This is a genomic window from Pseudomonas salicis (assembly GCF_057128705.1).
Genome location: NZ_JBSKHU010000001.1, coordinates 93,104 through 106,394, shown reverse-complemented (window position 1 = coordinate 106,394; position 13,291 = coordinate 93,104). Strand labels below are relative to the sequence as shown.

Here is a 13,291-nt window from a genome sequence, read left to right as displayed (position 1 = left end):
TAAGGACCCGCACATGAACGTTACCGAACGCGTCATCGTCGAGCAGTTTCCCTTCTGGCAAGCCGCGTTGACTCAACCCCTCCCGACCGTGGACGCCCCCATCGTGGTGGTCGTCGGCTGTGGCACTTCGTATTACCTGGCGCAAACGGTGGCCAGCGCGTTCAATCTCAACGGCAAGCGCGCCATCGCCGTGCCTGGCGGCGAATGGGCGCGTCGTCCGGAAGCGTATCTGGCGCACTATCAGGACGCGCTGGTCATCGCCCTCTCCCGCAGTGGCGAATCCACCGAGACGGTCGAGGCCGTGCAGGCCAGCCGCGCCCGTGGCTTGAAGACCATCGGCATCACCTGCGAAAGCGAAAGCAGCCTGGCGAAAGGCAGCGATCAGGTGGTGTTTGCGCCGACCCACCCCTCGGAAGGCATCGTCATGAGCAGCTCCGCCAGCCTGATGCTGCTGCTGGGTCTGCGACTCGCCGGTTCGCCGGTTGACGCTCACATCGCCGCCACCGCTGAACGCGCGATGCAGACGCTGGATCGTCAGGTCGACACCACCGTGCTGTCCCGCACGCACTTTGTGTACCTCGGCGGTGGCGCTTACTACGGCCTGGCCAGCGAAGGCGCGTTGAAACTCCAGGAAATGAGCCTGACCTACACCCAGGTGTTCCACCCGCTGGAATACCGTCATGGCCCAATCAGCCTGGTGGATGAAAAAACCTGCGTGGTGCTGATTTACAGCCCGCAAACCCACGAGGAAGAGACCACGTTGTACAGCGAACTCAAGGACAAAGGCGCGCTGGTGATTGGCGTGGGCGGCCCCGGCGACCTGCACGTCGAGGTCAGCGAAACCGGTCTGGACCGAAGCCTGGCGATCCTGCCGGCGCTGCAACTGTTCGGTGAGCGTCTGGCCCGGCACAAAGGCCTCGACAGCACGGCCCCGCGCCACCTCACCAAGGTTGTACGTCTTTCCTGAAGCAGTGGCCCGGCAGAGGTAGTGTCCCGAAATGGCAACCGTAAACATTCAGCAACTTCGCAAGAACTACGGCACGATCCCGGTGTTGCACGGCATCGACCTGAGCATTGCCGACGGTCAGTTCGTCTCGCTGGTCGGGGCATCGGGCTGCGGGAAATCCACGCTCCTGCGGATGATCGCGGGTCTGGAATCGGTGTCTTCCGGGACCATCGAACTCAATGGCGGCGTCATCAACGACCTGTCCCCCAAGGACAGGGACATCGCCATGGTGTTCCAGAACTACGCGCTGTACCCGCACATGACCGTGGCCCAGAACATGGGGTTCAGCCTGCAGTTGCGCAAGGAATCGCCTGCCCGCATCGCGGCGGCGGTCAAGGAAACGGCCGCCATGCTCGGGCTTTCCAACTACCTGGATCGTTATCCCAAGGCGTTGTCTGGCGGGCAGCGTCAGCGGGTCGCCATGGGCCGGGCCATCGTGCGTCAGCCGCAGGTGTTTCTGTTCGATGAACCGCTGTCGAACCTCGACGCCAAACTGCGGGTGCAGATGCGCATCGAAATCCGCACCTTGCAGCGTCGGCTGGGCACCACGGCGATTTACGTGACCCACGATCAGATGGAGGCCATGACCATGTCCGACCTGATCGTGGTGATGAACGCCGGGCGCATCGAACAGGTCGGCACCCCGATTGAGGTCTACGACCGCCCAGCCAACCTGTTCGTCGCCACCTTTATCGGTTCCCCGGCGATGAACCTGATCGACGGCATTCTGGTGCAGGAAGATTCGACGTCGATCGTGCTTGTGGGCGATCAGAAGGTGGACCTTGGACGCCGTATCGATCTGGCCAGCGCAAGCCCGGTGGTGATGGGCATCCGGCCCGAGCATTTCAGCCTCGGCAGCGCGCATGCGTCGGATTTCGGCTTGCCGTTCACCGTCGACCTGATCGAACCGACTGGGGCGGAAAGCCACGTCTATGGCAGATCGGGCACCACCCCGGTCGTGGCCTCTCTTCCGCGCAAAGGCGACCTTCAACTGGGCCAACAGCTGACGCTGCGGGGCAGTTGCGAACATGTGCACGTGTTCGACAAGGCCAGCGGCGCGCGTCTGGTCTGACACCCGGCCACTCCCTTCCCCGCAAGCTTTCGCGGGGTCGGGAATGCATCGTAACGGCGTCGGGTCACCACCCGACATCTGACCGTTCATCGCCGGGGGATTAATTTCACAAACTTTTCCCCGCCCTCAATGCCCCAAACACTAGAGCTGCTGACGCCCTCGTCAGCATGCATGCGCTCTGAATTTAGTGACCATGAGGCTTGACGACATGAATAAGAAACTGAGTTCCGCGTTCGCCCTGGCAGGACTGACCTGCATTCTTTCGCTGCCGGTAATGGCCGCGAGCAGCACCACCACTGCCCCTAGCGACACCCACAAAACCAAAGCGAGCCAGACCCATACCACATCCACTCACACCGACAAAAAGGCAGCCGGCACCAACGGCGCCAAAACCAAAGGCACGGCGCTGCCAGGCTCCGGTGGCGAAGCGGGCAGTGGCGGCAACTCCAGCCCCGGCAACAAAAGCCCGTCGGGCGCCGGTAGCACTGACGAGTAATAGCAAGTTCTGATTTGCCCATGACGCTGGCCAGGCTGAGCATTCGCTCGCCTGGCCAAGTGTTTTCATCACTTCTTGCGCCGCCCGTCGATGACAGCCGGGGCAATCTCCTCCCGCGTTAATCCATCACACCTGCGCTTGACCGCCATCGACGAACAGCTCGATGCCGTTCACGAAACTCGCGTCGTCTGATGCGAGGAACACCGCGGCGTTGGCGATTTCTACCGGTTCACCCACACGGCCCATCGGCACTTGCGAAGCGAGGTAGTTGAGCAGGCCCTGCTGTTGCGCGGCATCCGGACCGGCCAGGTCAACGAGGCCAGGGGTTTTGGTGGCGCCAGGGCTCAAGGTGTTGACGCGAACGTTGCGGTCCTTGAGGTCGAGAATCCAGCTGCGGGCGAAGGCGCGCACAGCGGCTTTCGAGGCCGAGTACACGCTGAAGGCGGCGGTGCCCGAGCTGCCAGCGGTCGAACCGGTGAGAATCACCGAGGCGTTTTTCGCCAGCAGCGGCAGCGCCTTCTGCACGGTGAACAGCACGCCTTTCACGTTGCGGTCGAAGGTGTCGTCGTAGTGCGCTTCGGTGATCTCACCCAGCGGCACCATTGAACCGCCACCGGCGTTGGCGAACAGCACATCAAGATGCCCTTTCTCCGCACTGATTTGTGCGTACAGCGCATCGAGTTGATCGAGGCGAGTGGAGTCCACTCGAACGCCGGTGGCGTTACCGACTTGTGCGACGGCGGCGTCGAGTTCGGCCTGACGGCGGCCAGTGAGGTAGACGTGGGCGCCTTCTTCGGCGAAGCGTTTGGCGGTGGCCAGGCCGATGCCCGTGGTGCCGCCGGTGACCAGTGCGATTTTGCCTTCGAGTTTGCGAGCCATGGTGTTTCTCCAGAAAGGTCAGTCAGTGAGTTCGGTAAGGTGTTTCGGTGAGGAGAAGCTTATCGACGAATGACACCTTTCAAAATAGAATTGTCCGCAATCCATCATTGCAGAAATGAAATGAGCAAACTCCCCGATTTCGAAGGTCTCGCCATGTTCGCCAAGGTGGCGGAAGAAGGGTCATTCGCGGCAGCGGCGCGGCTGATGGGCGTTTCCGTCCCTACCGTTTCGCGGGCGGTGGCCCGGTTGGAGGAGCGTCTGGGCGGTCGGCTGTTCAACCGGACTTCTCGGCAACTGGCACTGACCGAGTTCGGTTCGAGCATGGCGGCGAAGGCCGGGGAGATTTATCGGCAGGCCGAAGAGGTCGAGAGTGAGGCCCAGGATCTGGCCGTCCAGCCTCGCGGGCAAGTGCGCCTGGCGATGCCGATGGCGTTCGGCCTGCGCTGGGTCGCGCCGTTGTTGCCCCGACTGCTGCGCCAATACCCTGAGCTGTCGGTGGACCTTCATCTTTCTGACGCATCGGTGGACTTGATCGCCGAGGGTTTCGATGCCGCACTGCGCATCGCCGTATTGCCTGACTCCTCACTGGTAGCGCGCCGACTGTGTTCTGTGACGCAATTTCTGGTGGCCTCGCCGGGTTACCTGGCGGAGCACGGGCATCCGGCGCATCCGCGAGAGCTCGCCGATCGGTCATGCCTCAGTTATGCCTATCGGGCGCGCAGTGACCTGTGGCGTTTCACCCACACCGACGGCACGGAAGAAGACGTGGCGCCGAAAGGCCGATTGCGGGTTACCAACTCGGACGCGCTGCTCCCGGTGCTGCTGGAGGGGCTGGCGATTGCCGAACTGCCCGAGTTCATTGCCGCCGAATACCTCGCGGATGGCCGACTGGTCACGCTCCTGCCGGGCTGGAGCATGGCCCGGGGCGGACTGTATTTTGTCACCCCCTCGGCGCGAAGCCGCCCCGCAAAAATCCGCGCGCTGTCGGATTTTTTCGCCGAGCACCTTTCGAACCCGGTGTGGCGGTGGAATCCCTGAAGCCGCCCCCTGCGCCGTGCCAGCGCCATTGCATGCACCGGTTTTGCTGCCGCTGCGCGGCAGATCGCAGGCAAGCCAGCTCCCACAGGACTGTGCGCGCAACCGGATTTTGAGTTGTCTGGATTCCTGCCGCGCAGCGGCAGTAAACTCGGCATACGCGCTGTACTTGAAACACCCAAGGTTTCAAACGCAGCCCGTTTGGCGCAGCCCACCATCCTCAGTTGACAAACAGAATTGTGACGATTAGTTTCACAATATGCCTCAGCCCAACGTTCAGTTCTCAGTCGCTTCGCACATCATGGCTTCGCTGGCGGTCCGCCCCGGCGAGCCGACGCGTTCGTCCGATCTGGCCAGCAGCGTCAATGCCGACCCCAGCTTCGTGCGTCGGGTGATTTCCAAGCTGGCCAAGGCCGGTCTGGTCACCACCACCCGAGGCAAGACGGGGTCCTGCATGCTGGCGCGACCCGCCACTGAGATCACCCTGCTCGACATTTACAACGCCAGCGATGCGCCCAAGGCCTATGTAGTCCACGGGTATGCCGTCGCCGAGGGCTGTCACGTCAGTCGCAATATCAAAGGCTGCCTCGAAGGCGTGCTGTGCAGCGCGCAAACGTCCTTCGAACAGGGCCTTGCGCAACACACCCTCTCTCAAATCGTGACCGCCATCGAAGACGGTCCGTGATTTTTTTTGCCGCTAATTGTTGTCTTTGAACGCACAATATTTCTCATTCTTTTCAGGAGCGTCAGATCTCGGACTCATTCATAGACCGCCATTGACGACCCCTTTCGATTTCACCCGGCACTCCGAGGCCACACGGCCACGAGGCCAACGCAGTCGCTTCATTCCCTAAATGCTTCATTCAGATGCGAGAACATCATGGCTCAGTTAGAAGGAAAAGTTGCACTCGTCACCGGCGCTTCCAAAGGCATCGGCGCGGCCATTGCCAAGGCGCTGGCCGCTGAAGGCGCGGCGGTGGTGGTGACCTACGCCAGCGCTCAGTCAGCGGCGGAAGCCGTGGCGGCGAAGATCGTTGAAAGCGGCGGCAAGGCCACTGTGGTCGGCGGCGACGTCACCAAGGCGGCCGATGCGCAGAAGTTCGTGCAAACCGCCATCGACGCTTACGGGCGCCTCGATATCGTGGTCAACAACTCCGGCGTTTATGCGTTTTCGCCGCTGGAAGAGATCACCGAAGACGAGTTTCACCGCCAGTTCAACACCAACGTCCTCGGCCTGTTGCTGGTGACGCAGGCGGCGTCCAAACACTTGGGCGAAGGGTCCAGCGTGATCAATATCAGCTCCAGCGTCACCTCGCTGTCCCCGGCCACCAGTGCCATCTACACCGGGACCAAGGGCGCCGTGGATGCCATCACCGGCGTGTTGGCCAACGAGCTGGCGCCGCGCAAGATTCGCGTCAACGCCATCAACCCCGGCTACACCGAGACTGAAGGCACCCACGCGGGCGGCATCACCGGTTCCGACATGGAGAAACACTTCGTGGCCCTGACCCCGCTGGGCCGTGCCGGGCAACCGGATGACATCGCCGATGTGGCGACCTTCCTCGCCTCGGATGCATCGCGTTGGGTGACCGGCGAACTGCTCGTCGTGTCGGGCGGCCTGCGCTAAAACAGTCCCGGTAGTGACCTGAGCGATCAGGCCATTGCCGGCTCCTCGATCCGCTCGATGTCTGCGTGGGGCAAGCTGTCCAACAGGCATTGCGCGAACGCCTCGGCCACCGGCTGAACGGTTGCAGGCAAGCGCAAGCAAATGGCGAACGCGGGCAGTTCGGGCAACCCGATGTCGTCCGGCAACACTTCCAGGTCCTCCGGCACGGTGGACGCCAGCCACGCGGTAATCGCCAGACCGACCCGCACAGTGGACGCGGTGGCTTCGAAGCTGCCGTTCTCGAACACGGTCCGCCAGGCAATCCCCTCCTTCGCCAGCGCGCCCAACACCAATGGGCGAAACACGCAGCGCTCGTCCACCAATGACAGTGGCAACGGCCGGGTTTTCCAGACTTCGCTGGTGCGACTCCCCACCCACACCAGCGGCTCGGTGCGAATCACCCGACCTTGGGCGTTGGGGGTGAGGTATTCGATCAGCGCCACGTCGAGATGACCGTTGTCGATGGCTTCGTGCAGCACTGGCGACGGCTCGCATTTCAACGACAACTCCACCAGCGGGTGGGCGTCGGTAAACGCTTTCATGGCCGGTGCCAGCGAAGTGATGAGATCAGGCGGTGCGCCGACCCGCAGGTGCCCGCGAATCGGCCCTTCGACGGTGTCCGCCCAGATGTCGTCGTTCAATTGCAGCAATTGCCGGGCCTTGGCCAGAAACAGCTCGCCCTGTTGCGACAGCTCCAATTGCCGGGGTTTGCGAATCAGCAGCTGGCAGCCGAGGGTTTCTTCAAGGCGCTTCACCTGCTGGCTGACCGCGCCCTGGGTCATGAAAAGCGCATTGGCGGCGGCCGTCATGCTGCCATGATCGGCGACAACGACGAAGGTGCGGATCAGGCTGAGGTCGAGGTTTCGGGTCATGGCGGGATTACGATCAGTAATGTCAGGCATTAAAGATATTCGATTTTCTAATCCGCGAGCCAGCCGTACTGTCAGCGGCATTCAACTGCCGGATGAAAGGCCGATGCCAACGCTGTTGCCGCTGTTTCTGTTCGTCGCCGCCTCGGCACTGTCTCCCGGCGGCGCGACATCCCTTGCCACCGCCTCCGGTGCGCGATTCGGTTTAAGCCGTTCCCTGCCGCTGATCCTCGGGATCGCCTTCAGCCTGGCGTTTGTCGCCACAATCGCCGCGTTCGGCCTCGGCAACCTGATCGCTCAAGCACCCGGACTGGAACTCGCGGTCAAGGTCACGGGCTCAGCCTATCTGCTGTGGCTGGCGTGGCGCATCGCCCGCAGCGGCGCACCTTCCACAGGTGCAGGGCCTGACGCCGGATCGGATGAGCCGCTGGGTTTTACCAACGCCATTCCGCTTCTCTTGTTGAACCCGAAAAGCTGGGCCATGACCGTCAGCGCGGCCGCCGCGTTTTCGCCGTTGGCGACCCACCCTGCCGGGTTCGCAGCGTTATTGGGCGTGTCGTTCGGCCTCGCCGCGTGTGCCTCGCTGATCCTCTGGTGCTGGCTCGGCGTGCTGCTGGCGCGGCTATTGCGCACCTCACGTCACTGGCGGCTGTTTAACCTGGCCATGGCCGCCCTGCTTGTTTTGTCCATCATTCCCACCTGGAGTTGACCATGCTTAGCCTGCCGTTTGCCGAATCCTTCGACCTGAATGCCTGCTTCGACGACATCACCGAACACTGGTCGCCGAAGGTCGTGGCGCAGGTGAACAACCAATACGTCAAAGTAGCGAAATTGCTGGGGCAATTCGTCTGGCACAACCACGCGGAACAGGACGAACTGTTCTACGTCCTGCGCGGCCACCTGAAAATCGAATACGAAGGGGGCCGCGTCTCCCAGTTGCCGGCCGGGTCGATCCACGTCGTGCCCAAAGGCGTGATGCACAACCCGGTGGCCGACGAGGAATGCTGGATCGTGCTGATCGAGCCGATGGACACCCTGCACACCGGCGACGTCGAGACGCCGTTGAGCAAGACGATTGAGCAGCAGTTGGCGTAGCCCTCGGCTAGCGGGGTACGCTCACAGGTATTCGACGTTCCCGTCCACGCTGATCGCCTGGCCGCTGATGTTGACGGCAGCGGGAGAGGAAAGGAACAGCGCCATGGCTGCGACGTCTTCCATGGTCACCATGCGGCGCAGGGAAATCTTTTCCAGATACTGGTCCCGCATCGCGTCGAAGCCGATCCCCAGCGTCTGCGCCCGCGCATCGATGACCCGGTTCATGCGCTCGCCCGTCACCACGCCCGGCAAGATGGCGTTGACCCGGACGTTGTCTGGCCCCAGTTCGCCGGTCAGCGATTTCATGAGCCCGACGATCGCCCATTTGGTGGAGGCGTAAGGCGTTCTGAAGGGATAACCAAGGCGACCGGCAACCGAAGACATGGCGATGATGTGGGGGTTGCAGTTTGACTTTTTCAGCCAGGGCACGGCCTTGCGCAGCACGTAATACTGACTGTTGAGGTTGGTCGAGACGGTGTGCTCCCACGCGTCCGGATCCAGATCCTCGAGGTTGCCGGTGGGGCCTGCGATGCCGGCATTGTTGACCAGCACGTCCACACCACCGAGCGATGACGTCGCCTCGTCCATCATGCGGTCCACGTCGTGCCGGACGCCAACATCCGCCACGCTGCCCCGTAAGCCGGGGTGTTCGCGCTTCATCCGTTCCACGGCCTCGCCGTCGATGTCGCAGATATACACCTGGGCCTCGACTTCATGGAAGGCCCTGGCAATGACCGCACCGATTCCAGCGGCGCCCCCGGTGATCAAAACTTTCAGACCCGCGGGCGGTTTGAGCAAATCGACAATCTTCACAGCGCTTCCCTTCCTTCAATAGCAGGTTCAGTCAACGGGCGACCCGCTTGCGCGCTGATCGCCATGCCCAACAAGGGTACGAGGAGCAAGCCGAGCACGGCGGCGGCCACGATCACATAAAAGCCGGATGAACTGAGTCCCGATGCCTTCTCCGCCAGACCAAACAGAAACGGGCCGACGAAACCACCCAGCAAACCGAGCGTGTTGATGAAGGCCAGCCCGGCCGCCGCTTCGATGCCCTGCAGCCGTTTCATCGCGATGGCCCAATAAGTCGGCAGCACGCCACCGGCGAAGAATGACGTGGCCGTGAACAATGCAATGCGGATTATCGCGTCATCAATCAGGGTGAACGCCACTGAACTGGCGATCAGCCCCACAGTAAACAGACTCAGGCAATACGTGTCGCGATCCACGGCGCGATGCACCCTCGGCAGCACCAGAACCCCCGCGAGAAAACCGAAGCCGACGCTGCTGGACAACAGGCCCACGGTGAGTGGCGAGGTGATCTGCATCTGTTGGATGATCGACGGCGTGAAGAACACGAGGCCCACGAACGCTACTTGGTTAAGGAAGTAAATCAGGCCGATGAGGATCGTGGTCGGCCGCGTCAATGCCTTCATCCACTGCCCGGAATAGCGATGAGGCTCACCCTGCCCCGGCAACAGCGCGTGGGTCTCCAGCGATTGCGCCTGCGCCGCATTCAGCCAGCGCGCATCCCGTGGCCGGTCCGGCAATTTGAACCAGAGAATCACGCCAACCACCACACTCGGCAGGCCTTCCAGCAAAAACATCCATTGCCAGCCGTGCAAACCGCTCACCCCGTCCAGCCGCATCAACGCGCCGCCGATCGGGTTGCCAATGACCAGCGCCAGCGCCGGGGCGATGTAAATCCAGCCGATGGCGATGCCGCGGTCCTTGGGCGCGAACCACAGGGTCACCATGTACATCAAGGCCGGAAACAGACCAGCCTCGGCAATGCCCAGCAGCACCCGCAGCAGGTAAAACGACGCCTCGCCCTGCACGAACATCATCGCAGAAGACAGCACGCCCCAAGTCACTGCAATCCTGGCAATCCAGCGTCGTGGCCCGATGCGGTGGGCGAGCAGATTGCTGGGGACTTCGAGCAAGGCGTAGCCGATGAAAAAGATGCCCGCGCCCAGTCCGAACGCCGCCGCGCTGATCCCCAGGTCAGCATTGAGCGCCGCCTTCGCCAGTGCAACGTTGGTGCGGTCCAGGTAGGACATAAAATAAATGGCGCACATCAACGGTATCAATCGAACCATCGCTCGCCGGGTCGCGAGCGCATGGAGCTGCGCAGCGCTGGACATGACCGTCATGATCAAACCTCTTCTTGTTGTTCTGACTGCTCGATAGTCTGGCCGCGTTGCATCACTGCAGGTGCACGTTTTGACGGCCCTTAAGACCCAGCATCTGGCGGGCTTCCTGCGGGGTGGCGATCTCAAAGGACAGTTCCTCGAGAATGTGCCGAACCTTGCGCACCTGTTCGGCGTTGGTCTTGGCCTTGACCCCTTTGGCGAGGTAGATGCTGTCTTCCAGGCCCACCCGCACATGGCCGCCCATGATCGCACCCATGGTCACGAAAGGCAGCTGGTGACGCCCTGCGCCAAGGATTGAAAACTCGTAGTTCTCGCGCCCGAACAGCCGGTCGGCCGTGGTGCGCATGAGCAGCATGTTTTCCGGGTCGGCACCCAGTCCACCCAGAATCCCGAAGCAGGACTGGATGAACAGCGGTGGCTTGACCAGCCCTTGCTCGACGAAATGCGCCAGGTTGTAGAGGTGCCCGACGTCGTAGCATTCGAACTCGAACCGCGTGCCGCATTCGCCCAGTTGCTGCATGATCTGGCGGATGTCCTTGAACGTGTTCTTGAACACCACATCTTCCATGCCCTCGACGTGTTCACGCTCCCAGTCATACGTCCACGACGCAATCTTGCGGGCGATCGGATGGATTGAGAAATTCATCGAGCCCATGTTCAACGAGCACAGCTCCGGTTGAGCCGTCAGGGGATACGCCAGACGTTCAGCCAGCGTCATCCGAGTGCTGCCACCCGTGGTGATATTGATGACGGCGTCGGTGGCGCGGGCAATCGCGGGTACGAATCGGGTGAACACGTCGGGATCGGGTATGGGGCGTCCGTCTTCAGGGTCTCGGGCGTGCAGATGGAGAATCGCCGCGCCTGCCTCGGCGGCCTCGATGGCGTGCCGTTCGATCTCGGCGGGCGTCAGGGGCAGGTACTCGGACATCGACGGCGTGTGGGTAGCGCCAGTGATCGCGCAGGAAATGATGACCTTTCGGTTCGGCGAGCTCATGAAGGACAACCTTTGTTTTTATTGGCGTGGGCGCCATCGCGAATGACGTCAGGCAGGCGCGGCGCGTGTCGAGATCAGCTTATTGCGTTTGTGCATTCGCAGTAAGATCCTTACCGGACACTAAAGAATCCCTGAAGGACATTGAGCGGAGCCCCATGAATGTCACGAAAACTGCCGCTGTTCAACGAACGCATCTATGCCCCTTACAAGATTGCGGCGTTGGTGGAAGTCCTCGCTGAACAAGGGATCGCCCCTGCCGACAGCCTGAAAGGCAGCGGCATTACGGAAGACCAGATCAACGACGCCACTGCCCTCACCTCGGTCCGCCAATACGCGACCGTGTGCGGCAATGCCGTGTCGCTGTCCAAAGACCCGGCCACCCCGTTCAAGACTGGCGCACGCCTTCACTTGTCTGCCTACGGCATGTATGGATATGCGCTGATGTCGTGCCTGTCACTGCGTGATTATTTTCGGCTGGGAGTGAAATACCACGCGCTGGCCACGCCGACGCTGACCATTGAATGGCAGGAATACGAAGACCGCGCGGTGTGGACGTTTCCCGATGCTTCTACACCGAGCCCGTCCCGGGAAATCAAACAGTTCTGGATCGAGCAGCAATTCACCCAGCACGTCACTCATCTTCAAGACGTGTTCGGCCAGAGTTGCCCGCCGACCAAAGCCTGCTTTTCCTACCCCGCGCCCGCCTATGCACACCTCTACCGCGACTATCTGGGGTGTCCGTGCGTGTTCGACCACCCGCAATGCGAGCTGCATTACGACAGCGCGATTCTCGATCAGAAGCCGCACCTTGCCCATCGCCTGACCGCGACCGTGCTCCAGGAAACCTGTGAACGATTGATCGGGCAGGCAAAGGTGTCGGCGGGCATTGCCGGAGAGGTCTATCAGATGATGATGCAGACGCCAGGAGAGTTTCCGAGCATGGAGGCGGTGGCCGAGCATTTGCACATGACCACCCGCAGCCTGCGCCGCAAGCTGCAGATGGAAGACACGTCATTCGCTGCCATCGTTGATGACGTGCGCTGTTCACTGGCGGTCGAATACTTGAAGACGACCGTGATGAGCACTGATGACATTGCCCTATTGCTCGGTTTCTCGGAGCCCACCAACTTCAGGCGTGCCTTCAAGCGCTGGACCGGCAAGACCACGAAGGAATACCGTCAGGGCTGATCATACAAGCCGGTGATGGCAGCGCCGGGATGTGTCCGACAGTCAGACCCTTTCTTAGCGGTCTTTTTCCTCCGTCGGCTCAAAGCGCAACACCCCGAGAATGCCGCTCCCGCCTTCACGTTTTCTGTCGGAAGGATGATTGACCCCGTCGTTCACCGGCACCTCGGCAAAATCGAACGGGCTGATGCCACTCAGGCACGCGGCATTGATCCCCAGTTGTGTGGGGTTGGAGCGGCGTTGATGGTGGGTGTAGATGCCGCACCTGGAACAGAAGTAATGCCTGGCCGTACGCGTGTTGAATTCGTACAGCGTGAGGGCGTCTTCGCCTGTCACGATCTGCAGGTCTTCCTGACGGGCAGTCACGGCGACCGCGCCACGCATCCGGCAGTACGAGCAGTTGCAACGACGGGCGGTGTGCAGTCCATCGGCGAGTCGGACGCGAAAGCGCACCGTGCCGCAGTGGCAGCTGCCCTCGAAATCGGCTTGATCCTTGTTCATTTCCTCGGCCTCACGAAGATCATGGGATGACGTTTACAGGCTGGCGATAGTAGCAGAGGGCGTCGGCTCGTCGGTTGGCCGGACGCCTGCTATCGGCCAGGGCACGCCACCGCTACAATGCGTGTCCCTCCGCATCACCGCCCAAACGCGCCGAGTCGAAGATGAACCGTCAGAAAAAGCTGCAACAGTTGTTCAAGGCCAAGGCCAAAAAAGCCAGCGCCAAACTGGCCCCGAAGAAAAAGTCCACCTACATCAGCAAGGCCGACCGGGCAAAGCTTGAGGCTGAAGCCGCTGCCGAGCCGAGCCCGCAGACTGAATCGGACAACTGATCGCGCACAGAAGC

16 protein-coding genes are annotated in these 13,291 nt (G+C 61.6%); 10 read left to right on the top strand and 6 right to left on the bottom strand.

The features are described 5' to 3' along the window. Nucleotides 1–13 precede the first annotated feature (13 nt). The 3 genes from ACWKWE_RS00510 to ACWKWE_RS00500 all read left to right on the top strand — a co-directional run bounded on the left by ACWKWE_RS00510 (nucleotide 14) and on the right by ACWKWE_RS00500 (nucleotide 2,574). Nucleotides 14–967: an SIS domain-containing protein gene (locus ACWKWE_RS00510; RefSeq protein ID WP_483849244.1), complete on the top strand. Its 954-nt coding sequence runs from the start codon at nucleotides 14–16 to the stop codon at nucleotides 965–967. 31 nt (nucleotides 968–998) lie between these two features. Next, nucleotides 999–2,078, top strand: a complete 1,080-nt coding sequence (locus tag ACWKWE_RS00505) for an ABC transporter ATP-binding protein (RefSeq protein WP_483849243.1) — start codon at nucleotides 999–1,001, stop codon at nucleotides 2,076–2,078. A gap of 208 nt (nucleotides 2,079–2,286) precedes the next feature. After that, complete coding sequence (locus ACWKWE_RS00500) at nucleotides 2,287–2,574, top strand: hypothetical protein (RefSeq protein ID WP_166595330.1); 288 nt, start codon at nucleotides 2,287–2,289, stop codon at nucleotides 2,572–2,574. Nucleotides 2,575–2,700: 126 nt separating this feature from the next. Here the strand turns inward: ACWKWE_RS00500 and ACWKWE_RS00495 are convergent, their stop codons facing one another. Next, complete coding sequence (locus tag ACWKWE_RS00495; RefSeq protein ID WP_166595329.1) at nucleotides 2,701–3,453, bottom strand: SDR family NAD(P)-dependent oxidoreductase; 753 nt, start codon at nucleotides 3,451–3,453, stop codon at nucleotides 2,701–2,703. Nucleotides 3,454–3,573: 120 nt separating this feature from the next. On the opposite strand from ACWKWE_RS00495, the gene ACWKWE_RS00490 reads away from it, so the two are divergent. From ACWKWE_RS00490 to ACWKWE_RS00480, 3 genes are all read left to right on the top strand, one after another. Continuing rightward, entirely contained in the window at nucleotides 3,574–4,491 is a 918-nt protein-coding gene (locus ACWKWE_RS00490) for a LysR family transcriptional regulator (RefSeq protein WP_166595328.1), read from the top strand. Between the two features lie 256 nt (nucleotides 4,492–4,747). Next, nucleotides 4,748–5,173: an Rrf2 family transcriptional regulator gene (locus ACWKWE_RS00485; RefSeq protein WP_166595327.1), complete on the top strand. Its 426-nt coding sequence runs from the start codon at nucleotides 4,748–4,750 to the stop codon at nucleotides 5,171–5,173. 195 nt (nucleotides 5,174–5,368) lie between these two features. Continuing rightward, complete coding sequence (locus ACWKWE_RS00480; protein WP_483849242.1) at nucleotides 5,369–6,115, top strand: glucose 1-dehydrogenase; 747 nt, start codon at nucleotides 5,369–5,371, stop codon at nucleotides 6,113–6,115. Between the two features lie 26 nt (nucleotides 6,116–6,141). Here the strand turns inward: ACWKWE_RS00480 and ACWKWE_RS00475 are convergent, their stop codons facing one another. After that, complete coding sequence (locus tag ACWKWE_RS00475) at nucleotides 6,142–7,056, bottom strand: LysR family transcriptional regulator (protein ID WP_483849241.1); 915 nt, start codon at nucleotides 7,054–7,056, stop codon at nucleotides 6,142–6,144. 73 nt (nucleotides 7,057–7,129) lie between these two features. On the opposite strand from ACWKWE_RS00475, the gene ACWKWE_RS00470 reads away from it, so the two are divergent. Next, the gene (locus ACWKWE_RS00470) at nucleotides 7,130–7,732 is read left to right on the top strand and encodes a LysE family translocator (protein ID WP_483849240.1); all 603 of its coding nucleotides are present in this window, start codon (nucleotides 7,130–7,132) and stop codon (nucleotides 7,730–7,732) included. 2 nt (nucleotides 7,733–7,734) lie between these two features. Continuing rightward, the gene (locus tag ACWKWE_RS00465) at nucleotides 7,735–8,118 is read left to right on the top strand and encodes a cupin domain-containing protein (protein ID WP_166595324.1); all 384 of its coding nucleotides are present in this window, start codon (nucleotides 7,735–7,737) and stop codon (nucleotides 8,116–8,118) included. Between the two features lie 21 nt (nucleotides 8,119–8,139). Here ACWKWE_RS00465 and ACWKWE_RS00460 read toward each other — a convergent pair whose 3' ends face one another. The 3 genes from ACWKWE_RS00460 to kce are packed head-to-tail and all read right to left on the bottom strand — an operon-like array spanning nucleotide 8,140 to nucleotide 11,262. Then, a complete protein-coding gene (locus tag ACWKWE_RS00460; RefSeq protein ID WP_483849239.1) occupies nucleotides 8,140–8,931 on the bottom strand; it encodes an SDR family oxidoreductase in 792 nt (263 codons plus the stop codon). Continuing rightward, a complete protein-coding gene (locus ACWKWE_RS00455; RefSeq protein WP_483849238.1) occupies nucleotides 8,928–10,268 on the bottom strand; it encodes an MFS transporter in 1,341 nt (446 codons plus the stop codon). Before ACWKWE_RS00455 ends, ACWKWE_RS00460 begins: the two co-directional genes overlap by 4 nt. Before the next feature lie 52 nt (nucleotides 10,269–10,320). Then, a complete protein-coding gene (gene kce / locus ACWKWE_RS00450) occupies nucleotides 10,321–11,262 on the bottom strand; it encodes a 3,5-dioxohexanoate:acetyl-CoA acetone transferase (RefSeq protein WP_483849237.1) in 942 nt (313 codons plus the stop codon). Between the two features lie 159 nt (nucleotides 11,263–11,421). Here kce and ACWKWE_RS00445 point away from each other — a divergent pair, with 159 nt between their 5' ends. Beyond that, nucleotides 11,422–12,450, top strand: coding sequence for an AraC family transcriptional regulator (locus tag ACWKWE_RS00445; RefSeq protein WP_483849236.1), 1,029 nt, complete (start codon nucleotides 11,422–11,424; stop codon nucleotides 12,448–12,450). 54 nt (nucleotides 12,451–12,504) lie between these two features. Here the strand turns inward: ACWKWE_RS00445 and ACWKWE_RS00440 are convergent, their stop codons facing one another. Further along, a complete protein-coding gene (locus ACWKWE_RS00440; protein ID WP_341964099.1) occupies nucleotides 12,505–12,948 on the bottom strand; it encodes a GFA family protein in 444 nt (147 codons plus the stop codon). Between the two features lie 161 nt (nucleotides 12,949–13,109). On the opposite strand from ACWKWE_RS00440, the gene ACWKWE_RS00435 reads away from it, so the two are divergent. Continuing rightward, nucleotides 13,110–13,277, top strand: a complete 168-nt coding sequence (locus tag ACWKWE_RS00435) for a DUF2986 domain-containing protein (protein ID WP_401151004.1) — start codon at nucleotides 13,110–13,112, stop codon at nucleotides 13,275–13,277. Nucleotides 13,278–13,291: the final 14 nt, after the last annotated feature.